This window comes from Bacillus cereus group sp. BceL291 (assembly GCF_051776705.1).
GTDB classification, from domain to species: domain Bacteria; phylum Bacillota; class Bacilli; order Bacillales; family Bacillaceae_G; genus Bacillus_A; species Bacillus_A cereus.
On record NZ_JBPWAP010000005.1, the window covers coordinates 146,002 to 169,551 of the forward strand.

The window sequence follows — 23,550 nt, forward strand, 5'->3', positions numbered from 1 at the left end:
TGATATGTATAAGTAGAAGGTGGGGCTTCATATGGAGTGGTTAAAGAGGACTTGTTTTTCTAATCTTGAGAAAGAATCACAGAAAAATCATTTATTACTGTTTATAACGATTTGTAGTTTCTTCCTTGGGATAATCGCAATTGGGTATTATGGATATATTTTTACAGAGAGAGCCATAGCATTTTGGATTTGTGGTATTTCTGTCGTTGCATTTGGAACGCTTTTTACTTTTATAAAAAGTATGGAATCAGCGTATAAATATATCATGACATTTATGTTGCTTACAATGTCTTACATTATGGTACAAGCTTTTAATGAAAGCCCGGCTGTATTTCAAATGGTCTATTTTACATTAGCTGTTTCACTTATTTATTTAAGCGAGCGCCTCATTTTAATTATTGGCGGGGTAGCTGTTGTGATCACATTTATCCTTTGTAGCTATTGGCCGGAGCAATTTTTTGCTTATACAGCCTCATCTGAAGCTGCTAATTTCGCAAGTTTGTTAGCGATTGTAACAATCGCTATGTGGGGCGTCACGAAAATCGGTTCTAATCTGCTCCTTCGTTTAAGTGATGAGAAGCAAGAAGTAATGAGAAAAGCTCAGGAGTTAGAAGAGACGCAAAGACTTATTGAAGAAACAGTTGTGAAACTAGATAGTAATTTCAATCATTTAAGACAAAATATGAACACGTCGATGGAATCGATGAGTGAAATTAATTTTGCCTTTGAAGAGGTGGCAGTTGGTACGCAATCACAATCAGAGATGATGTATCGTTCGGTAGAAGTATTGAATGATATGGAGGGAAATATTGAGCAAATCATCTCTCAAGTAAGAACTGCATCGGCTCATGTGGATGAAAGCTTAGAAATTTCAAAAGGTAGTGTACATACTCTAAGAAATTTTGAAACTAACATGAGAAGTTTAAATGATGTTGTTTCACAGTCTGGAATTATATTTAGAGATTTAATGATGCAATCGAAACAAATTAATGAAATTGTAGATGTAATAACGAATATTTCAAGTCAGACGAGTTTGCTAGCTTTAAATGCAAATATTGAAGCTGCGAGGGCAGGCGAGCATGGAAAAGGTTTTGCTATTGTAGCGAGTGAAGTGTTAAAGCTTGCTGAAGAATCAAATCGTTCTGCGGGAAGAATTCAAGGGATTTTGAAGGAGTTTAGTAATCAAGCAAGTAAGGTAGAAGTGCAAGTAGAGAAGTCAGAAAGAGTACAAGAAGAATGTAACGAGATGTTAGCAAGTGTTTTAACAAATGTAACTGATTTAGGAAAGTTTATTGATGCGATTAATAAAGTAATGCGAGAGGTTGTTGTTCATCAAGAAAGTTTCCAAGTTAAAACGACGAATATTGTAAAGGATGTTACGCATGCTTCTAACGTAATTCAGCAAACTTCTACAGCTACAGAAGAAGTGCTAGCGAGTGTGGAAGAAGAAAAACATCGAAATGATACGTCAGTGAAGACGTTACAAACTGTTAGCGAGCAAGTGAAGTTGTTAGAAGATATTTTAGAAAAGTAATATTGCTTAGAAAGAGCACGAGTGATGTGCTCTTTTTTCATTGAAACGAATACTTGATAGGAATTTAATTGCTTTTCTGCGCGTTTTCTGCCAAGCTTAAGGAGATAAAGTGAGACTAGTACATACTGATTATTAGCCCTCACCAATCAAGCTATCCGCAAATAGCGGAATAAAATACTTCAAAGAAAGAATTATATAGGTGACGCATATGATCGAAGTTAAGACTTCTGAACTTAGTGATGGAGAATTTAATAGAGGTGTATTTGCAACTCGTGATATTAAAAAGGGTGAGTTGATACACGCAGCACCAGTTATCTCTTATCCGAATGAACAGCATGAACATATTGAGAAAACGTTACTTGCTGATTACGCATTTGAGTATGGAATCAATCATACGGCAATCCTTTTAGGATATGGTATGTTATTTAATCATTCATATACACCGAATGCAACGTATGACATCGTTTTTGAGAATCATACATTTAACTTCTATGCTTATAAAGATATAAAAGCAGGAGAAGAAATTTTAATCAATTATAATGGTGAAGTTGATAACGATGAGCTGTTATGGTTTGATAAAGAAAAAGAAGAGAACGAAAAGTAATATAAAGAGTATAGAAAGAGCACATTCTGTGGGATGTGCTCTTTTTTATTGATGTAAATAAAGTAAAAAGTACAAAAAAATACCACTTTCTTTTTGTGTGGTATAGTAAGATACTGAGGGATAGTGTTTTGAAAAAGTCATATATTTTACAAATTGTTGTCTTTCTGATGACATGTCAAGTTTAGTAGTCCATTTGGGTTGCTTTATTATGCAATATATATTTTAATATGAGTGGCACCTCTTATAAATTAAGAGGTTTATAGGTGTCTCGAATTGATTTTGGGTACACTGTATCCACCACTTTAGGTTTTTTCATGTACGTGGGGATATTATGGGCCCGTATAACGGGATAAAATGAATATAGAAATAGAGGAATCGTAAAATGAATATGCAAGAGGTTTATAAATATTTAAGTACGGTATTGCCTGAAGGACATGTTAAACAAGATGAAATGTTAAAGAATCATACGCATATTAAAGTTGGCGGAAAAGCAGATGTTTTTGTTGCGCCTACAAATTATGATGAAATTCAAGAAGTTATTAAATATGCGAACGAATATAATATTCCAGTTACGTTTTTAGGAAATGGATCGAATGTCATTATTAAAGATGGTGGAATTCGCGGGATTACAGTAAGTTTAATTCATATTACAGGTGTTACTGTAACAGGAACGACGATTGTAGCACAGTGTGGTGCAGCAATTATTGACGTATCACGTATTGCCTTAGACCATAACTTAACGGGTCTTGAGTTTGCTTGTGGTATTCCAGGTTCAGTTGGCGGAGCATTATATATGAATGCTGGTGCATACGGCGGTGAAATTTCGTTTGTATTAACAGAAGCTGTCGTAATGACAGGTGATGGAGAGCTACGTACTTTGACGAAAGAAGCATTTGAATTTGGATATCGTAAGAGTGTATTTGCGAACAACCATTACATTATTCTTGAAGCGAGATTTGAACTTGAAGAAGGTGTACATGAAGAAATTAAAGCCAAAATGGATGATTTAACGTTTAAACGTGAGTCAAAACAGCCTCTAGAATATCCTTCATGTGGTAGCGTATTTAAGCGCCCACCAAATAACTTTGCTGGTAAGTTAATTCAAGACTCAGGACTACAAGGTAAGCGAATTGGTGGAGTAGAAGTTTCTTTAAAACACGCTGGATTTATGGTGAATGTTGATAACGGAACAGCACAAGATTACATCGATTTAATTCACTTCGTACAAAAGACAGTTGAAGAGAAATTTGGCGTGAAGTTGGAGCGAGAAGTAAGGATTATTGGAGAAGATAAAGAATAACGAAATACGTATGAAGATATGAATTATTTTAAAATAACATTTGGGTATTGTTGACAATTTGTTTTCGATTCAATATAATGGCTAATAATTTAACAAGTAACATACGTTGAAAGAGCCCAGTAGCAGTTTGTCACTGTTAACGAGAGAGCTAGGGGTTGCTGGAACCTAGCACAAACAAACTTGCGAATTACACTCTGGAGTATCTTAGGTAATGCTAAGCGGACTAGCAATCGATATTATTGCTAAGAGTGGTATGAGTAGCTATGCTATTTATGCAAACTGGGTGGTAACACGGTGAATAATCGTCCCTATGTCTATCGTAGACATAGGGGCTTTTTTGTTTTTAAAAAATAAAGGGGATGACAAAAGATGAATATTATTGATGAATTAGAATGGCGCGGCGCCGTTAATCAGCAGACTGACGAAGAAGGCTTACGTAAGCTAGTAGAAGAGAAAAAGATTTCACTATACTGCGGAGTTGATCCAACTGGTGATAGTATGCATATCGGACATTTGATTCCGTTTATGATGATGAAGAGATTCCAATTAGCTGGCCATCATCCTGTTATTTTAATTGGCGGGGCAACAGGAACAATTGGTGATCCGAGTGGACGACAATCAGAGCGTCAGCTTCAAACGTTAGAAGTGGTTCAGCATAATGTAGATGCGTTAACAGCACAAATGAAAAAGCTATTTGATTTTGGTGGAAATAGCGAAGTGAAGATGGTAAATAACTATGATTGGACACATGAAATAAATATTATTGAGTTTTTACGTGATTACGGGAAAAACTTTAGCATCAATAGCATGTTAGCGAAGGATATTGTAGCAAGCCGTTTAGATACAGGTATTTCTTTCACAGAATTCACGTACCAAATTTTGCAAGCGATGGACTTCCACCATTTATACACGAAAGAGGATGTTCAACTTCAAATTGGTGGCAGTGACCAATGGGGAAATATTACGAGTGGTTTAGATTTAATTCGTAAGTTAGAAGGTCATGAGGCGAAAGTATTCGGATTAACGATTCCGTTATTATTAAAATCGGACGGTACGAAGTTTGGTAAATCAGCGGGTGGTGCGGTTTGGCTTGATCCTGAAAAAACGACACCGTTTGAATTTTACCAGTTCTGGGTAAATACAGATGACCGTGACGTAATTAAATACTTGAAATACTTTACGTTCTTAACGAAAGAGCGTATTGATGAATTAGCAACGAAGGTAGAAACAGAGCCTCATAAACGTGAAGCGCAAAAAGTGTTAGCGGAAGAAATGACGAAATTTGTTCATGGAGAAGAGGCGTTCCTGCAAGCTGAGAAAATTACAGCAGCGTTATTTAGCGGAGATATTAAATCGTTAACAGCTGATGAAATTGAACAAGGCTTTAAAGAAATGCCAACATTCCAGTCTTCAAAAGAGACGAAAAACATCGTAGAGTGGCTAGTCGATTTAGGGATTGAACCATCTAGACGACAAGCACGCGAGGACATTAATAATGGTGCGATTTCTATGAATGGTGAGAAAGTAACAGATGTGGGTACAGATGTTACTGTAGAAAATTCATTTGATGGAAGATTTATTATTATTCGTAAAGGGAAGAAGAACTACAGTCTTGTGAAATTAGGATAATAAGTAAGGCTGGAAAATATATCGGCGATTTTTCGAATATATCGACCGTAACTCAAATTATATCGGCGATTTTCGAAATATATCAGCGCAAATCCGAATATATCAGCGATTTTCCCAATATATCGATTTACCGACAAAAAGCGACAATAAGAACTGTTCCGAACGGGACAGCTTTCATTATAAAAAGTCAGTATATTTAGATAAATTTAAAGGGTATATAATTTTTTTGACGAATAAATAAGTTAGAGAAAATTACGGATAAAAAATAGCCCGAACCATGCAGGGCATGATTCGGGCTTATATTCAGATTAGTAAGCTAAGCTGAATAGACCTTTAATGTGTGATAAGTAACGAACGTTACTTGCTTCTTTCATTAATGATGCTGGTAAGCCTTTAAGTGGAGTATTACTTGCTCCAATTGTAGCAACCGCATCTTTACGTCCTAGACTAGCAAGTGTTCCAGAGTTTACAGGTGCGAACTCTTCCAATGCTTTGCCTTCTAGTGCTGCGTATAAGTTGTATCCAATTAACTCACCCATTTGCCAAGCGATTTGTGCAGTTGGTGGGTATGGACGTCCGTCTGGAGCGAAGACAACAGCGCTGTCTCCAGCAACGAATACGTCTTTGTGAGAAGTAGATTGTAGGTATGCATCAACTGTTGCACGTCCACGGTTAACTTCAAGACCTGATTCACCGATTAATGGGTTACCTTGTACGCCGCCTGTCCAAACGAATGTGTTAGCAACAAGTTTTTGACCGTCTTTTAAGTCGATTTCATTGCCAGCAACGTTTGTTACAGGAAGACCAGTTAAGAATGTAACACCGCGTGCTTCTAGGCTAGTAGTTGCACGTTCGATTAAGTGGTCTGGTAATACTGGAAGGATTTTTGGACCTGCTTCAACAAGAAGAAGTTTCACTTCTTTTGGATTTACGCCGTGGCTTTTTGCAAGTTTAGGCATAATGTCAGCAAGCTCACCAACTAGCTCAACGCCAGTTAATCCGCCACCACCGATTACGATTGTAGCATCAGCTTCGTTTTTCGTTTTCGCGTATTCACGAATACGGTCTTCAACGTGTTTGTAGATTTTGTTTGCATCAGCAGCCGATTTTAATACCATGCTGTTTTCTTCTAGTCCTGGAATACCGAAGTAAGCAGTTTTACTTCCTAAAGCAACTACAAGTGCATCGTAAGATAAAGTAGTGCCACCAGCTAGTTTGATTTCTTTGCTATCAACTGAGAATGACTCAACTGTTGCGATTTTAAGATCGATGTCTTTCCCTTTGAAAAGCTTTGTAAGTGGCATTGCAACTGCTTGCTCAGACATGTTACCAGCTGCAAGGCGGTGTAGTTCAGTGATGATTTGGTGTGTTGGGTATTGGTTAATCACTGTAACTTGTGCTTCTGATTTGCTGTAATATTTACGTACGTTTAAAGCGGCAAGAAGACCGCCATAACCAGCGCCTAAGATGACAATTTGTTTTGACATAGTATGATATCCCCCGTCTTTACTAATTGTTGTTATAAGTTAAATTATTTATTGTTACGTTCTGCACTAATTTGAAGATATGCGTTCACAAAGCGGAACATTTTTTGTGCTTGTGGATCTTTTAGTAATTTTAACAGGCCGAATAGGCCGATAACTTCGTTGCTTTCTTCAGCACGATCTTTCGCTTCGATTGCAGTTGCAGCCATGCTTTTCACTGTATCTTTTACAGGTTCTACAAGCTCTGTAATTGCACCAACAGTGTCGCTTTTTAATACTTCATCAGTAGCAACAGTTTGAGCGAAGTCATAAGACTTAGTTAAAATGTTAACAAGCTCAGTTAATTTTGGAAGCTGTTCTACTAGTGTTGTTAATGATTCTTGTACCTCAGGTTTTAACAACTGATCAAGTACATCAAGTTGTCCTTGGCTAGCAGAAATTTGTACAGTTTCTTGTTCTGGCTTTGTTTGAGTCATAGTTTCTGGCATCTCCAATTCTCCTTTACGATAGCAATACTCTTATTTTTTATAAGTAAGATAGTAAACGTTTACGAAACTTTATACAAAGTTTCACAAAACACAATAAAATGCCTTTAAATTTATGACAGCAAGTAAGCTGCAAACATAAATCTAAAACCATAACGTCTTACTTATTATTTATGAACTGTCCGATACATGGCTTGTCCGCATAATGGAAAAGCTCCGTTACCGGAAAGTGTATATAATATATATCCTATATTATATACTATATACACCTATGTTAACATAAAAATGATTCCTAATTATTTGATATTGAGTGTATAACGTAGTGCTGACAAGGTATGAAAGCGTATAAAATATTTTGTTCCAGTTAGAAATGTATATACATATAAAGAAAAAAAGGAAAAAATGAACAAATTCATGTTCGTTTTTTCCTTTTTCCTATTATTCACCTTCTACAATTAGCATCGATGTGTTACCGCTTTTTTCAAGATGGCATTCGCCCCAAGTACAAAGAGAATCAAGAATGGACTCTAAAGACCAACCGTATTCTGTAAGTGAATATTCTACTTTTGGTGGTACTTGATTGTATACTTTTCTTTGAATAACCCCATCGTCTTCTAATTCACGTAATTGCTGAGTTAACATTTTTTGTGTAATCCCAGGCATTAAACGTTTTAGTTCACTCGTTCTTTTTGTGCCTTTCGTTAGATGACAAAGGATAACAACCTTCCATTTTCCACCGATAACCTCTAAAGTCGCTTCAACGGGAATATTATATTTCTTCATATAAAAATCTCCTTTGATGAATGTAGATTTAAGTTCTCCAACAAAAGAAGCTAAATAATTAAATGTTACTAAAAAGTGCCTATAGCACTTTAAAGTACGTACTTTTTATCATGTTGAATATGTTCCATAATAGCATACGTAAGAGGGAAATGAGTAGTACGGTACTAAAAAGTGCCTATGTTACTTTTAGGTACCTATCGTACTTTTAAGTGCGTTCTTCAAAAAAAGAGTAAAGCCATTCATAATAGCGTATATCAACAGTAAAGTTATTTTTGTAGAAGATAAAAAGGCCTTTTTATCATACTATTATGATTGGATTTCTCGCATTAAGGAGGAGTTCAATTGAATTCATATACAGTATCTTCTTCGGTTATGCAGACGAATCGGAGAAGTATGTTTGCTTTATTAGCACTAGCAATTAGTGCGTTTGGAATTGGTACAACTGAATTTATTAGTGTCGGCTTATTACCATCTATCTCAGAGGATTTACATGTTTCTGTTACAACAGCGGGGTTAACTGTTTCTTTATATGCATTAGGAGTAGCGTTTGGTGCTCCAGTATTAACGTCATTAACAGCTAGTATGTCGCGAAAGACGTTATTAATGTGGATTATGATTATTTTCATTATTGGTAATGGAATTGCGGCGGTAGCAACAAGTTTTACTGTGTTACTTATTGCGAGGGTTGTATCTGCATTTGCGCATGGTGTTTTTATGTCAATTGGATCTACAATTGCGGCTGCGCTTGTACCTGAGAATAAACGTGCAAGTGCAATAGCATTTATGTTTACTGGTTTAACTGTTGCGACTATTACAGGTGTACCAATTGGAACATTTATCGGTCAACAATTTGGCTGGAGGGCCTCGTTTATTGTTATTGTGGCCATTGGAATCGTTGCTTTAATCGCCAATAGTATGCTAATTCCTCCTAATTTAAAAAAAGGTACGTCTGTATCATTTCGCGATCAATTTAAGCTGATTACGAATGGAAGACTGTTACTTTTATTTATTATTACTGCATTAGGATACGGGGGAACGTTCGTAACATTTACGTATTTATCTCCGTTATTACAAGAAGTAACAGGATTTAAAGCAAGTACCGTTACAATTATTTTGTTAGTATACGGAATTGCAATTGCGATTGGGAATATGGTCGGGGGAAAATTATCAAACCATAATCCGATTCGAGCGTTATTTTACATGTTCTTTATTCAAGCGATTGTATTATTTGTTTTAACATTTACAGCGCCATTTAAAGTCGCTGGATTCATCACAATTATTTTCATGGGACTATTCGCATTTATGAATGTTCCAGGGCTACAAGTGTATGTTGTTATATTAGCTGAGAGGTTTGTACCTAGCGCTGTTGATGTAGCATCGGCGATTAACATTGCAGCATTTAACGCAGGAATTGCTCTTGGTGCTTACTTGGGCGGTATTGTAACGAACTCGTTAGGATTAATTCATACGGCTTGGGTAGGTGGAATTATGGTAGTAGGTGCTGTTGTTTTAACTGCGTGGAGTATGACATTAGAAAAAAGAGATCAAGTAAAATAAAAGGAGAGAAAATAAAATGAAAAACTTACAAAGTAAAACAGTATTAAATAATGGTGTAGAAATGCCTTGGTTCGGTTTAGGTGTATTTAAAGTAGAGGATGGACCAGAACTTGTAGAAGCAGTGAAATCGGCGATTAAAGCAGGATACCGCAGCATTGATACAGCTGCAATTTACGGAAATGAAAAAGCTGTAGGTGAAGGAATTCGCGCGGGTATAAAAGAAGCAGGCATTTCTCGTGAAGATTTATTCATTACTTCAAAAGTGTGGAATTCGGATCAAGGATATGAAACGACACTTGCTGCATATGAAGAAAGCTTAAAAAAATTAGAGCTGGAGTATTTAGATTTATACCTTGTTCATTGGCCTGTAGAAGGGAAATACAAAGATACGTGGAGAGCGTTAGAAACACTTTATAAAGAAAAACGCGTACGTGCAATTGGGGTAAGTAATTTCCAAATTCATCACTTACAAGATGTAATGAAAGAGGCAGAAATTAAACCAATGATTAACCAAGTAGAATACCACCCTCGTTTAACACAAAAAGAATTACAAGCTTTCTGTAAAGAACAAGGTATTCAAATGGAAGCATGGTCACCACTTATGCAAGGTCAATTATTAGATAACGAAAAATTACAAGAAATTGCTGAGAAACACGGTAAAACAACAGCGCAAGTTATTTTACGTTGGGATCTTCAAAATGGAGTAATCACTATTCCAAAATCAACGAAAGAACACCGCATTATTGCAAATGCCGATATATTTAATTTCGAATTAACGAAAGAGGATATGGAAAAAATCGATGCGTTAAATCAAAATCACCGCGTTGGTCCAGATCCTGATAACTTCGATTTCTAAGATTAAAGTAAGAAAGAAGAGTGCGTAAAAGCACTCTTTTTTTGTGCATAAAAATAGTTTCTAAATAAATACTACTTAGTATTAAGTTTGTGATAAGGGGCTGTAAACATGAATATAAAGCAATCGTTCAAGATTTTAGCTATGTTTTTAAGTGTTTTATTTGTGTTATTCCCGCTTCAAAAAGCATTTGCAGAAGTTATGGACCATACAAAGTATGAAATGAATTGGAGTTATAGTAAGTCAAAGAAGAAACCAATTCGAACAGAGCTTATTAAAACCGCAGATGGCAAAATTGCTTTTTGCTTAAATGTAGATTTGAAATCTCCAAGTGGTCAAGATTTACCGGAAATGGGGAAAGTGGATATTAACGTATACCGTGTACTATTGAATGGATATCCACAAAAGAGTCCACAAGAATTAGGTGTTTCTGATTGGAGAGAAGCACATTACGCAACGCAGCTTGCAGTGTGGAATGCGTTAAAACAAATCGATATTAATGATTTAGATTTCCGCAATAAAAATGTAGAGAAAGTAACGAAAGACATTGTTGCAAAAGCAAGCGCTAGTGAAGAGTTACAAGAAATTACGATGAGTGTAACTCCTACAGAAGAACAAGAAGCAGTATTAAAAAATGATTTCTTTGAAACAGGTTTATATACAGTAGAAACAAATGCAAAAAGCGGAACGTATAAAGTACAAGCAACAGGTGCACCAGCGGGCGTGAAATTTGCAAATGAAAAAGGCGAAACAAAAACAGAATTTAATGTAGGAGAAAAGTTCCGCATTTTAATTCCAAAACAAACACCAGCTGGTGGATTTAGCTTTAAAGTATCAGGAAATTTAACGAAATTACAAGGGATTGCGCATAAAGGTACATCGACTATTCAAAATGCAGTAGTATTACTTGAGCGTAGTGAAGAAAAAACAAGTCCAGAGTTAGCGGTAAGTTGGAAAAAGGCTGAGGCTCCAAATAAACCAAATAAGCCATATACTCCAAATGAACCGCATAAACCGAATCAAAAGAGATAATGAAAAAGCATTGGCGTATGCCAATGCTTTTTCATATGAATTCTTTAAAGGTATATCGAGATAATAATTAATCGAGTGAAACACTATTTTAACGTTTTAAAAAGTATTTAAAAATAATAAAATGTGACAAAATCCAAACGTTACAATAAATAGATTTTATTCACGAAATTGTAACATTATTCTAATTAGAGAGGCTATCAAACAAAGTGTAAAGCGTGTAAAATTCATTTGGAAAAACTACCTATAGATGGTCATATATGAAGAAAATGTAAGTTTTTATTGTTATTTTTATTTTTAGATGTATAGATGACAATACTGAAAAATATCTTTTACTATTCTCTTTTTTATGTAGCAAGAGAACTCATCACAAATAGAGAGAAGTGAGGAGGGCATATTACATATAAATTTTACAATGTAAGAAAGCGAATGCATGGAGAGAAATGCGGTAGTAATATATACAGGTGCGCGAGGTGTTAGTCCATTCATTAAATGTTTTTATAGAAATAATAGGATTACTTATTAGATGAATATATAGGGTAGTTTATCTAAATAAAGGAACAGGGGACACAGATTATGTCGAAGAAAAAGACGATTAGGGTATTAGTAGCTGGAATATGTATATCTACATTATTATCGCCAGTAGCTTTCGAAGCATCGAAAGGATATGCAGCACCTTTGGAAGAAAATAAAGGTGGGAAATTAGAAGAGGTAAAAGAGAATAAGTTTGAGCAGAGAGTATTTCAGTTGCCGGGGAAAGGTAGCGTAGAAGAAGAAAATAATCGTTTAAGAGTTACTTGGAAACTTTCCGCTAATGAACCGACTGGAATTTATGCAGAGCCAAATGAAGAGATTACAATTGACATAAAAGGAACGCAGTCTATCCAAGCTTTTATTGGAACGAGATCTTATGATGAAAAGGACCCAGAGGAGTTTGATTTAAAACCAGGGAAAAATGTTATTTCATCTTCAAGAGGCGGTATTTTATATTTTTATAATATGAATAACGAAGGAGAAGTAACAGCTTCCGTTACAAATGGTGGTAGTCACTTTCCTTTATTTATTTTAGGTAAGCATACAAAAAAAGATTGGGATGAAATGTTAAAAAAATATAAGGATCCTTATGCAGTTGAATTAAAAGGTGAGAGAAGCTTAATTACTACTACTTATGATTCTGTGCAGAAATATATGAAGAATACGGATCCAACAGATTTAATGAAATTGCATGATAAGATTATCCGTTTAGAAAACACAGTGGCAGGATTATCTGAGGACAGTGTTGGGTTTGCAAAATCTCCAACTCATTATGTTCAGTTTGTTGAAAAACGGAAGCCTGCTAAAGGGGACTTTATGTTTGCAAAACATTATCATACAGGATATATTCCAACTGCAATGAATAGAGTTTTAGATATAGAGGTACTTGAGAAGGATGGATGGGGACCGTGGCATGAAGTTGGTCATTTACATCAGCAAGAACCGTGGAAGTGGTCTAAAGTAAGGGAAGTAACAGTAAATATTTACTCATTAGCTGTTCAAAAGGCGTTAGGGAATCAATTAGAAATGGATGAGCACTATAAAAACTCATTTGAGTATTTAGAGAAGCCTAAAGCAGAAAGATTCATTGATGACATTAATCCTCTTACAATGTTTTGGCAATTAAATGTAGTGTATGGAGAACATTTTTATCCTAGGTTACATCAAGCTTATCGTTTGTTACCTCAGAGTGAAATGCCTCATTCTGATGAAGAGAAAAAGCAGCTATTTATTTATATGACATCGCAAGTGACAGGGCAAAATTTAATTCCTTTCTTTGAGGAATGGGGATTAACACCAAATGATGATATTAGAGAGAAAATAGAAAAATCAAAGTTACCTAAATTAGAAAAGGAAATCTGGAAAGCTACAGATAGTAATGATATTCGTGAGAAGCAAGTTGAACCGTATAAGGTTCCATATGGTGAACCTGCTAATGAAGTACAAAATCTTTTAGTTGGTACAGATTCTGACGAGAATGAAGCAAGTAAACTTGTTCGAAATTTAGGTGAGAATGTAAAAGTAACAGGAAAGATTGTATGGCCTAAACTAGAGAATGGTAAACAGGAAGTGTTAGTAGAAATTGGGGATGAGAAAGGAAATAAAAATTCAATTCCTGTCCAAGTTAACGGATTTTATGATGACAGTATAGTTTTTCAAGGACTTTCAGATGATGTAATGTCGACAGTGACACTTCACCACAATAAGAAGAAATTAAATGTAAACTTTACTAATAATGAAATACATTACCGTTTTGAAAAAGAAGAATATATGGGCTTAACGCTATATGATCGAAATGGGATTGAAAAGAAACGCGTATCTGCAGAAGGACAAGAAACGGGAAAAAGATTTGCGATGGAACTAAATGAATTGGATTTTGAATATGGTGATGTAGTAAAAGTATTCCATGCAGAACCGGATCGTCTGAAGTGGTACCAAAATAATACACTTGTAGATCAAGGGAAGGCTAAAAATAAAAAAGAGAAATTATTCCAAATCACTGAGCAAGGGTTCGAATTAAAAGATAGTTTACAAGAAGTGACGGCGAAACCGCAAAAAGTAGTAGTCGGAATGGGTGTAGACAAACTAGATCCGAAAGAATTTGTACAAGTAAAAAATGGAGAAGTGGTTGGTTTTGCAGAAAAACCAAATACATCAAAAATCGGAGAACAAAAAGTAAAAGTAGAAACGAAAGATCGATTTGGAAATAAGAAAGTGACAGAAGTTCCTCTAACAGTAACATATGGAGATAGCCTACTTGTATATGGGCTAAGCTATAGAGATGGTGACTTAAAATCAATTGTAACTTTGCATCATGATACGAAAAAACTGAGTGCGACAGATACAAAGAACCTAATTCATGATTACTTTAAAGATGAAAAGTATTTTGAATTCACATTGTACGATAAAGAAGGAAGAGTGAAGAAAAATATAGCAGTAAAAGGTTTAGAGAATACGCAAGAATTTGCTAAGGAAGTAAATGGAATTGCATTTGAGTATGGAGATGTAGTGAAAGTATATCATGCGGAATCTTCTCGTTTACATTGGTATCAAAAAGATGTATATGTGGGCGAAGGAAAAAGTAAAGAGATAAAGGAATTAGTCTTCAAAATAACTGAAAATGGATTTGAAAGATTAGACGATGAGCAAACAGTAAAAGCAAATCCGCAGCAAGTAGTAATCGGAACAAATAGCGAAACGCTAGACGTGAAGAACTTTGTTGAAGTACAGGGTGGAGAAGTAGTAGATTTTGTAGGGAAAATAGATATGACAAAAATTGGTCAGCAAACAGTGAAAGTAGAAACGAAAGATCGTTTTGGAAATAAGAAAGTGACGGAAGTTCCTGTAGAAGTGACATATGGGGATAGTCTAGTCTATCAAGGTGTGTCCGATGTTACACGTTCAATTATTACGTTAAACCACGCTGAAAAGAAATTACATGCAACATTTACAAATGATGAGATTCATTATCGCTTTGTAAATGAACAGTATATAGGCCTTACGATTTATGATCAAAATGGAACTGAGAAAAAGCATGTAACCGCAGAAGGACAAGAAACTTCGCAGAATTTTGCAGAACAAGTAAATGGTATGGCGTTCGAGTATGGTGACGTATTGAAAGTGTATCATGCCGAGTCAGATCGTTTAAGTTGGTATAAAAAGAGTGAGTTAGTTGGAAAAGGAGATAAGAAAAAGTTTAAAGAAATTTCCTTTAAGGTTACTCCAAATGGTTTAGAACAAGTGTAATAATAAAAAAAGCTCGTAAAACATTATGTTTTACGAGCTTTTTCTATTATTCAGCTTCAGAAACTACTGTGAAGCGTTCGTTTACATGTTTTGGGTTTTCAATCTCATCAAGTGCTGCAACTGCGAAGTCTTCGTAACTTACGTAGCTATCACCTTTTGAGTTAACAAGAAGATTGTCTTTGCCAGCTTTGTAAGAACCAGTGCGTTTTCCTAATGCGAATAGTGCAGAAGGGCTGATGAATGTCCAAGTGATATCATTTGTTTGTTGTAAAATTTCTAAGTTTTTACCTTGGTTTTGAGCTGTTGCAAGATATTCTTTCGGGAAACCTGGTGTCTCAAATACACGTGTTGTTTTCTCTTCGTCTACAAATAAGCTTCCAGCGCCTCCAACTACAAGTAATTTTGTATTTGGTGCGCCTTTCATAGCTTCAATAAGTACGTTTCCTGCATCTACGTGAAGGTGTTCTTCGCCTGCTGGAGCACCGAATGCATTTACAACTACGTCAAATGCCTGCAGGTCGTTAGATGTAAGAGAGAATACATCTTTCTCTAAAACTTTTACGTTTTCTTCTGTAATTTTTGCAGCGTTTCTTACGATTGCAGTTACTTCATGTCCGCGATCCAATGCTTCTTTTAAAATACGACTTCCTGCTTTACCAGTTGCTCCGATAATTCCGATTTTCATAATAAATCCCTCCAAAGTGTTTTGTTAAAGTGTATATCTGAAAGTAAATGAATTTGTTGTAATTAGGTTTGTTACAACCTGTTGTAATAATTATAGTTACAGGTTGGTATTTTTGTCAATAGGGTTGTTTGTGAATTTATTTTTTGTTTTAGTATGCACAGTTAGAGGGAGGGTAGTCAGTCATAAAGATATTGTTACTGTGAACCTGGCTAATATTTGGAAATTGCAAATTGTCGAAAAATGTTGATTTTTGAATGTTTTTTAAATATAATTCGTTTTATGGAGAAAAGGAGGGGTTAATTGTATGAATATTTTAGAGCAATTTATTTCATCAACAAATACAATTCTTTGGTCATATATTCTTATTGCAATGTTAATTGGTTTAGGTCTTTATTTTTCTATTAAATTGAAATTCGTACAAATTACTCATTTAGGGGAAATGGTTCGTTTAATGAGTGATGGACTAACTGGAAAGACACGTAAAAAGGGCAGCGTATCATCGTTCCAAGCATTTTGTATGAGTTCTGCAGCTCGTATTGGTATCGGGAACTTAGCTGGTGTAGCGTTAGCTATTTCTATGGGAGGACCTGGAGCTGTATTTTGGATGTGGGTTATTGCGATTATCGGGGCTTCTTCAAGTTTCGTAGAAAGTACGCTTGCACAAATTTATAAAATAAAAGATGGCAGTGGCTTCCGTGGTGGTCCTGCTTATTATATGGAAAAAGGTTTAAATAAACGTTGGATGGGGATTTGGTTCTCTATTCTGATTACAATTAGTTACGGTTTAATTTTCAACTCAGTACAAGCAAACACAGTTACATTAGCGTTTAAAAATGCATTTGGTATTGAGCGTTACGTTGTTGGGATTGTATTAGCAGTATTAGTTGCGGTTATTATTTTTGGTGGTGTAAAAAGTATTGCACGTATGTCGGAAATGATTGTTCCGCCAATGGCAATTCTTTATATTGCAGTAGCGATTTTCGTTGTTATTAAAAACTTCTATTTACTACCAGATGTGTTTACAGAAATCTTTAAAGGTGCATTCGGTTTAGATTCAGCTGTAGGCGGTGGTATCGGTGCTGCGATGAAATATGGTATTCAGCGCGGATTATTTGCGAATGAAGCAGGTATGGGTAGTGCACCAAACGCGGCAGCGACGGCTGATGTAACGCATCCAGCTAAACAAGGTTTTATTCAAACAATTGGTGTTTTAGTAGATACATTCTTAGTATGTACATCAACAGCATTTATCGTACTATGTTCTGGTGCATATAAAGCAACGAACTTAGAAGGTATTGAATTAACGCAAAATGCATTAAGTTCACAAATTGGTCCATGGGCGAGCAGTTTCTTAGCGATTATTATTTTCTTATTCGCTTTCAGTTCACTTCTAGGAAACTACTACTATGGTGAAACAAATATTGAATTTATTAAGCAAAGTAAAACGTGGTTAACAATTTACCGTATTGCGGTAGTTGGAATGGTATTATTCGGTTCTGTTGCGACGCTTCAAGTTGTATGGAATATGGCAGACTTATTTATGGGTCTAATGGTAATAACGAACTTAATTGCGATTACACTTCTTGGCCGATTTGCGTACGCGGCATTAACAGACTATGTAAGGCAAAAGAAACAAGGGAAAGATCCAGTCTTCAGTGCAGATTCTATTCCTGGTTTAACGAATACAGAGTGCTGGGATAAGCCAGTGGTAACAGATAAAGAAAAAGCAGTGTAATTGAAAAGGCGAGCATCGAGGTAAATTTGATGCTCGCCTTTTTTGTTGTAGTAAATGATGAAAAGGGTGAGGGGTAATTATTAATATAACTTTTTTGTTTGTTCCTCTCGTTATTTGTGGGGAACGTACTGTTTTAAAAGTATGGCTGGGCGAAGAGGATAAGAGATTGAGTATTGGATAAATGCATGTAATAGCTATATTTTTATGGAAAAACACGTATGTTAATATAGTTAACGTATTCATGTCATGAAACCTAACATAAAGTTCTTGATTACTAAAAGTTTTTAGAATATAATTTTCTTATTGTTAGGAAGAGGGGGCAATGCAAATATGGATTTTTTAGCTAGGGTAATTGGGGATGTAAATAATATCCTTTGGTCATATGTCATTATTGCGATGTTAATTGGGTTAGGGCTCTATTTTTCATTTCGTGTGAAATTTGTCCAAGTTCGTTACTTCGGTGAAATGATTCGATTACTTGGGGATGGAGCAAGCTCGAAAACGAGGAAAGCGCAAAAAGAGAAGAGCGGCGTATCATCATTCCAAGCATTTTGTATGAGTACAGCTTCTCGTGTAGGTACTGGTAACTTAGCTGGTGTAGCTATCGCAATTTCAGCGGGTGGTCCAGGAGCAGTATTTTGGATGTGGTTAATCGCGGTAATTGGGGGTGCTTCTGCATTTGTAGAGAGCACATTAGCGCAAATTTATAAAGTGAAAGATGGGAATGCATTCCGTGGGGGCCCAGCGTATTATATGGAAAAGGGTTTAAATAAACGCTGGTTAGGTGTTGTGTTCTCTGTTCTAATAACAGTAAGTTTCGGATTGATTTTTAATGCTGTACAGTCTAATACTGTAGCGGCAGCTTTTGATGGGGCATTCAAAACAGATAGTAGATTAGTCGGTCTTGTTATGGCTGGTTTACTTGCAGTTATTATTTTCGGCGGAGTAAAACGAATTGCACGCGCGGTTGAAATGATTGTTCCAGTAATGGCAATTATTTATGTAGCAGTGGCATTATTCGTTGTCGTAACAAACATTACGTCAATTCCATATGTATTTAAAGAAATTTTCTTACATGCTTTCGGAATTAAAGAAGTAGTAGGCGGAGGATTAGGAGCTGCGATTTTATTAGGGGTAAAACGTGGGTTATTCTCAAATGAAGCAGGTATGGGTAGTGCGCCGAACGCAGCAGCGACTGCAAACGTAACGCATCCAGTTAAACAAGGTTTTATTCAAACTTTAGGGGTATTTACAGATACATTATTAATTTGTAGTTGTACAGCATTTATTATTCTTTTATCAGATGTGCATAATGCAGCTGATTTAAATGGAATTCAATTAACGCAGCAGGCGTTAAGTCAACATATCGGTCCATGGGCTTCTATATTTGTAGCAGTTGCAATCTTCTTGTTTGCATTTAGTTCATTAGTAGGTAACTACTACTATGGTGAAACAAATATTGAATTCTTAAATGGAAGTAAAGTGCTATTAACAGCGTACCGCATTGCTGTACTTGGTATGGTTATGTTAGGATCTGTAGCGACAATTCAAATCGTTTGGGATGTAGCAGATTTATTCATGGGTATTATGGCTGTTATTAACTTAGTGGCGATTGTATTCCTCTCTAAGTATGCTTTTGCGGCATTATCAGATTACGTAAATCAAAAGAAACAAGGGAAAGATCCGGTATTCTATGCGGGTTCTATTCCAGGTTTGAAAAATACAGAGTGCTGGGATAAGTCAGCAGTAGCTGATAAAGAAAAAGCAGTATAATGAGGTGAGCATCAAGTGAAACTTGATGCTCATTTTTTGTTTTATCCAGTTGTTTATAGATGGTAAAAGACGAACATTTATGAGTATTTCATAATTAAATGTAATTTTTTAAAGAAAAGTGCGGATATGAGTTGTGATTTATGTTAGAATGGAAAATGCCTTTGAAACAAGAGTTTTTATGACATTTCCTATCCAATCGAAGGTTACGGAGGAGAAATGGAAAGTTCGGATTATTTCTTGTTTTGAATGGTCAGACGTTCAACGTTAATGAAGAGTTAAATGGAGGATTTTATTAATGAAGTTTGTTATGTTCCTTGTAGGATTACTCGTTGTATTTGTACTCGGTTTTCTTATAAGTGCCGATCGAAAGAAGATTAAGTATAAACCAATCGCAATTATGCTTATTATTCAGCTAGCATTATCTTATTTCTTATTAAATACGCAAGTTGGTTATATTTTAGTAAAAGGAATTTCAGATGGATTTGGCGCACTTCTTGGATATGCGGAAGCTGGAATCGTTTTCGTATTTGGTGGTCTTGTTAATAAAGGAGAGGTTTCATTCTTCTTAACAGCGCTATTACCAATCGTATTCTTTGCGGTTTTAATCGGAATTCTGCAACACTTTAAAATTTTACCGATATTTATTCGTGCTATTGGTACGTTGTTAAGTAAAGTAAATGGTCTAGGAAAACTAGAATCATATAATGCAGTAGCAGCTGCCATTGTTGGACAAGCAGAAGTATTTATTACAGTAAAAGATCAATTAAGTAAAATCCCAAAACATCGTTTATATACATTATGTGCATCTTCTATGTCGACAGTGTCGATGTCAATCGTTGGTTCTTATATGAAAATGATCGAACCGAAATATGTAGTAACAGCACTTGTATTAAATTTATTTAGTGGTTTCATTATCATTCATATTATTAACCCGTACGATATTACAGAAGAGGAAGATACACTGAAATTAGAAAATAAGAAAAAACAATCATTCTTTGAAATGCTAAGCGAGTACATTATGCTTGGTTTCACGATTGCGATTACAGTAGCAGCTATGTTACTTGGTTTCGTAGCATTAATTACAGCAATTAATAGCTTGTTTGATTCAATGTTCGGTATTACATTCCAAGCTATTTTAGGATATATTTTCTCACCATTAGCATTCGTAATGGGTATCCCGCAAGCTGAGATGGTAACAGCGGGACAAATTATGGCAACAAAATTAGTATCAAACGAGTTTGTTGCAATGCTTGATCTTGGAAAAGTAGCTGGTGATTTATCGGCTCGTACAGTTGGTATCCTTTCTGTATTCCTTGTATCATTTGCGAACTTCTCATCTATCGGAATTATCGCAGGTGCAACGAAAGGTATCGATGAAAATCAATCAAATGTTGTATCATCATTTGGTCTACGCCTTGTGTACGGTGCGACATTAGTAAGTATTCTATCAGCGATTATCGTTGGTGTTATGTTATAAAAAAGATGGCTCTAGCTCATAGCTAGGGCTATTTTTATGGTAAATTTGCATGAAAAAACCAATTAATTAGGAATATATTAACATATAAAAATCTTTTAAAATTTATATTGCATTTCGTCTAGATAACGCTTACAATTTGATTTGTAGGTGGTATCAATTTCAGACTTTCAATTATGGTAGGAGAGAAGAAGCTACCTTTTATAAATTGCAATTTATGTAAACGCTTACTGATTTTAGATGACAGTTGAATAGTTTTAGGGGTTTTAAATTTTTTTAACAACAATGGTCAGACGTCATTCGTTATACGTTATACGACCAATAACTCGTGGGAGAAGTGGAGGATTCACATATGAAGTTCGTAATGTTTCTAGTCGGTTTACTTGTAGTGTTTGTACTAGGTTTCCTTATCAGTTCAGATCGTAAGAAAATTAAATATAAACCAATTGCACTTATGCTTGTCATTCAATTGGTACTTGCGTATTTCTTACTAAATACAAAGGTCGGATTCGTATTAGTAAAAGGAATCGCAGATGGATTTGGCGCTATTTTAAAATTTGCGGAAGCTGGGGTTAATTTCGTATTTGGTGGTCTAGCAAACGATGGACAAGCACCATTCTTCTTAACAGTATTATTACCGATTATTTTCTTAGCAGTATTAATCGGGATTCTGCAACATATTAAAGTTTTACCGATTATCATTCGTGCAGTCGGTTTTCTATTAAGTAAAGTTAACGGTTTAGGAAAACTAGAATCATATAATGCGGTAGCAGCTGCAATCGTTGGTCAAGGGGAAGTATTCATTACAGTAAAAGATCAACTAAGCAAATTACCGAAAAATCGCTTATACACACTTTGTGCATCTTCAATGTCTACAGTATCGATGTCAATCGTCGGTTCTTATATGAAAATGATTGATCCAAAATATGTAGTAACGGCACTTGTATTAAACTTATTCAGTGGATTCATTATCGTTCATATCATTAATCCATATGAAGTAAAAGAAGAAGACGATATTTTAGAATTACAAGAAGACAAGAAACAAACATTCTTTGAAATGTTAGGCGAATATATTATGCTTGGTTTCTCAATCGCTGTAACAGTAGCGGCGATGTTAATCGGTTTCGTAGCATTAATTACAGCAATTAACGGTGTATTCGATTCAATTTTCGGAATCACATTCCAAAGCATTTTAGGATACATCTTCTCACCATTAGCATTCGTAATGGGTATTCCAACATCAGAGATGCTACAAGCAGGACAAATTATGGCAACAAAATTAGTAACGAACGAATTCGTTGCAATGCTTGACCTTGGAAAAGTAGCTGGTGATTTATCAGCTCGTACAGTAGGTATCTTATCTATCTTCCTTGTATCATTTGCGAACTTCTCGTCTATCGGAATTATCGCAGGTGCAACGAAGAGTATCGATGGCAAACAAGCAAACGTTGTATCATCATTCGGTTTAAAACTTGTATACGGTGCAACATTAGTAAGTATATTATCAGCGATTATCGTTGGGGTTATGCTTTAATAAATTAAGAAAAGCAATGAGCGTAGGCTCATTGCTTTTTTTGTTTAACTTGCTTTATCCAAGTCTCTTTTAAAACGTGGTTTCTCTAAATAAGTTCCCAGTCTCCACACATATTCCACTGGCCCCATTCGGTATTTCTGGAGCCAATAGGTGCTAACGAATAATTGAATCGTATAAATTCCGATGGTTAAAAGAATACCGAAGAAATAGCCGATTTTCCCGTATAAGCCAAATCCATATGCGTAAAAAATAGTTGTTGCGATAATAGATTGCGCTAAGTAATTACTAACGGACATTTTCCCCATGTTCGCCATGTATATTAGTAGACGGGTTGCTTTTTTGTAATAGAATAATAAAATGATTGTGCTTCCGTAAAAGAAGGTCATAGTTACTGGTGTAAGGCCATCTTGTAACATAATTAAAAGCGGGTGCTTTACGAACATAGCTAAGATTTTAATTGTAAAAGAGAAGAGACCGGTGGCAAACCATATTTTTTTGACAGCAGGTATATGTTTATTGACCTCAAATAGCCAGCCTTTTTTCCCTACATACATTCCGAGTAGGAACAGTGGAGACATAAAAATTATTGCGAAAACTGATATGAAAAATAATCCGAATGCACCGTCAATTCCCATGTAATCAAAAGGATTTTCAGTCAATCTAAAGTTGACGTGATCCATATAGCTTCCAGTTTGATGGACTTTATGTTCTTTTTCAGTATAAGGTGCAAAATCATTTATATTTGTAGATGGATCAGTTTGATAAGACATAAGTGTAATAAGTGCGAGTAGAATAATCGCCCAAATGAGCAAAGTTTTCGGTTTTCGATTGATGAACATCATTAAGAAAATCCCAATTATTCCGTATGCAAATAAAATATCTCCCTCCCAAACAAAAGTGCCGTGAATGTAGCCGAGTAGTAAAAGAATGATAATACGTCTTATGTATGTGGGGAAGAATTTTTTTCCTTTTGCGATAATACTTTTTTGTAACAAAATAATGCTAAGTCCAAATAGAAAAGAAAATAGGGATATAAAGTTATGTGTGCCGAAGAATTGAATAAACCAATTAGCGCCTTTATCAAGATCGCCGAATAGATAAGTTGGTTTTTCACTGGTGAAGAACCCGAATTGAATTAATGTCATATTGACTAGTAAAATGCCAAACAAAGCGAAACCACGAATTGCATCAACAGCTTCTACACGTTGATTCATTTTTCCTCTCCTCGTATATTCGTTTTTATATTGAAAATAATACCATTTTATAGCTGGCACTATGTCAAATATGAGGAAATTTAAGGTGATTTTAAGA

Annotated in this window: 17 protein-coding genes and 1 other annotated feature; of the genes, 12 read left to right on the top strand and 5 right to left on the bottom strand. The window is 35.4% G+C overall.

Going from position 1 to position 23,550, the window contains the following annotated elements:
* Positions 1–31: 31 nt before the first annotated feature.
* The 4 genes from ACS2CR_RS06550 to tyrS all read left to right on the top strand — a co-directional run bounded on the left by ACS2CR_RS06550 (position 32) and on the right by tyrS (position 5,067).
* Positions 32–1,534 (top strand): DUF4077 domain-containing protein, encoded by a 1,503-nt coding sequence (locus ACS2CR_RS06550; protein ID WP_000455078.1) that lies wholly within the window; start codon positions 32–34, stop codon positions 1,532–1,534.
* A 208-nt stretch (positions 1,535–1,742) separates the two neighbouring features.
* The gene (locus ACS2CR_RS06555; protein ID WP_000573649.1) at positions 1,743–2,138 is read left to right on the top strand and encodes an SET domain-containing protein; all 396 of its coding nucleotides are present in this window, start codon (positions 1,743–1,745) and stop codon (positions 2,136–2,138) included.
* 382 nt (positions 2,139–2,520) lie between these two features.
* Positions 2,521–3,438 (top strand): UDP-N-acetylmuramate dehydrogenase, encoded by a 918-nt coding sequence (murB, locus tag ACS2CR_RS06560; RefSeq protein WP_001057102.1) that lies wholly within the window; start codon positions 2,521–2,523, stop codon positions 3,436–3,438.
* A 97-nt stretch (positions 3,439–3,535) separates the two neighbouring features.
* Positions 3,536–3,751, top strand: a binding site (T-box leader).
* A 56-nt stretch (positions 3,752–3,807) separates the two neighbouring features.
* Positions 3,808–5,067, top strand: a complete 1,260-nt coding sequence (tyrS, locus tag ACS2CR_RS06565; protein WP_001021098.1) for a tyrosine--tRNA ligase — start codon at positions 3,808–3,810, stop codon at positions 5,065–5,067.
* 308 nt (positions 5,068–5,375) lie between these two features.
* On the opposite strand, the gene ACS2CR_RS06570 is transcribed toward tyrS, so the two are convergent.
* From ACS2CR_RS06570 to ACS2CR_RS06580, 3 genes are all read right to left on the bottom strand, one after another.
* Positions 5,376–6,554: an NAD(P)/FAD-dependent oxidoreductase gene (locus ACS2CR_RS06570; protein WP_153602638.1), complete on the bottom strand. Its 1,179-nt coding sequence runs from the start codon at positions 6,552–6,554 to the stop codon at positions 5,376–5,378.
* Between the two features lie 44 nt (positions 6,555–6,598).
* A complete protein-coding gene (locus tag ACS2CR_RS06575; RefSeq protein ID WP_001115311.1) occupies positions 6,599–7,039 on the bottom strand; it encodes a DUF1641 domain-containing protein in 441 nt (146 codons plus the stop codon).
* 435 nt (positions 7,040–7,474) lie between these two features.
* On the bottom strand, positions 7,475–7,819 hold the full coding sequence (locus ACS2CR_RS06580) for a winged helix-turn-helix transcriptional regulator (protein WP_000760475.1): 345 nt from the start codon (positions 7,817–7,819) through the stop codon (positions 7,475–7,477).
* A gap of 372 nt (positions 7,820–8,191) precedes the next feature.
* Between ACS2CR_RS06580 and ACS2CR_RS06585 the strand changes: the two genes are divergently transcribed.
* From ACS2CR_RS06585 to ACS2CR_RS06600, 4 genes are all read left to right on the top strand, one after another.
* A complete protein-coding gene (locus ACS2CR_RS06585) occupies positions 8,192–9,376 on the top strand; it encodes an MFS transporter (RefSeq protein WP_167091631.1) in 1,185 nt (394 codons plus the stop codon).
* Between the two features lie 16 nt (positions 9,377–9,392).
* Complete coding sequence (locus ACS2CR_RS06590) at positions 9,393–10,232, top strand: aldo/keto reductase (protein ID WP_016110917.1); 840 nt, start codon at positions 9,393–9,395, stop codon at positions 10,230–10,232.
* A 108-nt stretch (positions 10,233–10,340) separates the two neighbouring features.
* The gene (locus ACS2CR_RS06595; RefSeq protein ID WP_001022515.1) at positions 10,341–11,261 is read left to right on the top strand and encodes a thioester domain-containing protein; all 921 of its coding nucleotides are present in this window, start codon (positions 10,341–10,343) and stop codon (positions 11,259–11,261) included.
* A 573-nt stretch (positions 11,262–11,834) separates the two neighbouring features.
* Positions 11,835–15,038 carry a putative mucin/carbohydrate-binding domain-containing protein gene (locus tag ACS2CR_RS06600; protein WP_153602639.1) on the top strand — a complete coding sequence of 1,068 codons (3,204 nt, stop codon included), beginning with the start codon at positions 11,835–11,837 and terminating at the stop codon, positions 15,036–15,038.
* A 46-nt stretch (positions 15,039–15,084) separates the two neighbouring features.
* Here ACS2CR_RS06600 and ACS2CR_RS06605 read toward each other — a convergent pair whose 3' ends face one another.
* On the bottom strand, positions 15,085–15,723 hold the full coding sequence (locus tag ACS2CR_RS06605) for an NAD(P)-dependent oxidoreductase (protein WP_000689896.1): 639 nt from the start codon (positions 15,721–15,723) through the stop codon (positions 15,085–15,087).
* A 304-nt stretch (positions 15,724–16,027) separates the two neighbouring features.
* Here ACS2CR_RS06605 and ACS2CR_RS06610 point away from each other — a divergent pair, with 304 nt between their 5' ends.
* From ACS2CR_RS06610 to ACS2CR_RS06625, 4 genes are all read left to right on the top strand, one after another.
* Entirely contained in the window at positions 16,028–17,458 is a 1,431-nt protein-coding gene (locus ACS2CR_RS06610; RefSeq protein ID WP_001022922.1) for an alanine/glycine:cation symporter family protein, read from the top strand.
* Positions 17,459–17,788: 330 nt separating this feature from the next.
* The gene (locus ACS2CR_RS06615) at positions 17,789–19,231 is read left to right on the top strand and encodes an alanine/glycine:cation symporter family protein (RefSeq protein WP_309567870.1); all 1,443 of its coding nucleotides are present in this window, start codon (positions 17,789–17,791) and stop codon (positions 19,229–19,231) included.
* A gap of 295 nt (positions 19,232–19,526) precedes the next feature.
* Positions 19,527–20,708, top strand: a complete 1,182-nt coding sequence (locus ACS2CR_RS06620) for a NupC/NupG family nucleoside CNT transporter (RefSeq protein ID WP_000673839.1) — start codon at positions 19,527–19,529, stop codon at positions 20,706–20,708.
* Positions 20,709–21,057: 349 nt separating this feature from the next.
* Entirely contained in the window at positions 21,058–22,239 is a 1,182-nt protein-coding gene (locus tag ACS2CR_RS06625; protein ID WP_000673874.1) for a NupC/NupG family nucleoside CNT transporter, read from the top strand.
* A 44-nt stretch (positions 22,240–22,283) separates the two neighbouring features.
* Here ACS2CR_RS06625 and ACS2CR_RS06630 read toward each other — a convergent pair whose 3' ends face one another.
* A complete protein-coding gene (locus tag ACS2CR_RS06630) occupies positions 22,284–23,453 on the bottom strand; it encodes a DUF418 domain-containing protein (RefSeq protein ID WP_153602753.1) in 1,170 nt (389 codons plus the stop codon).
* Positions 23,454–23,550: the final 97 nt, after the last annotated feature.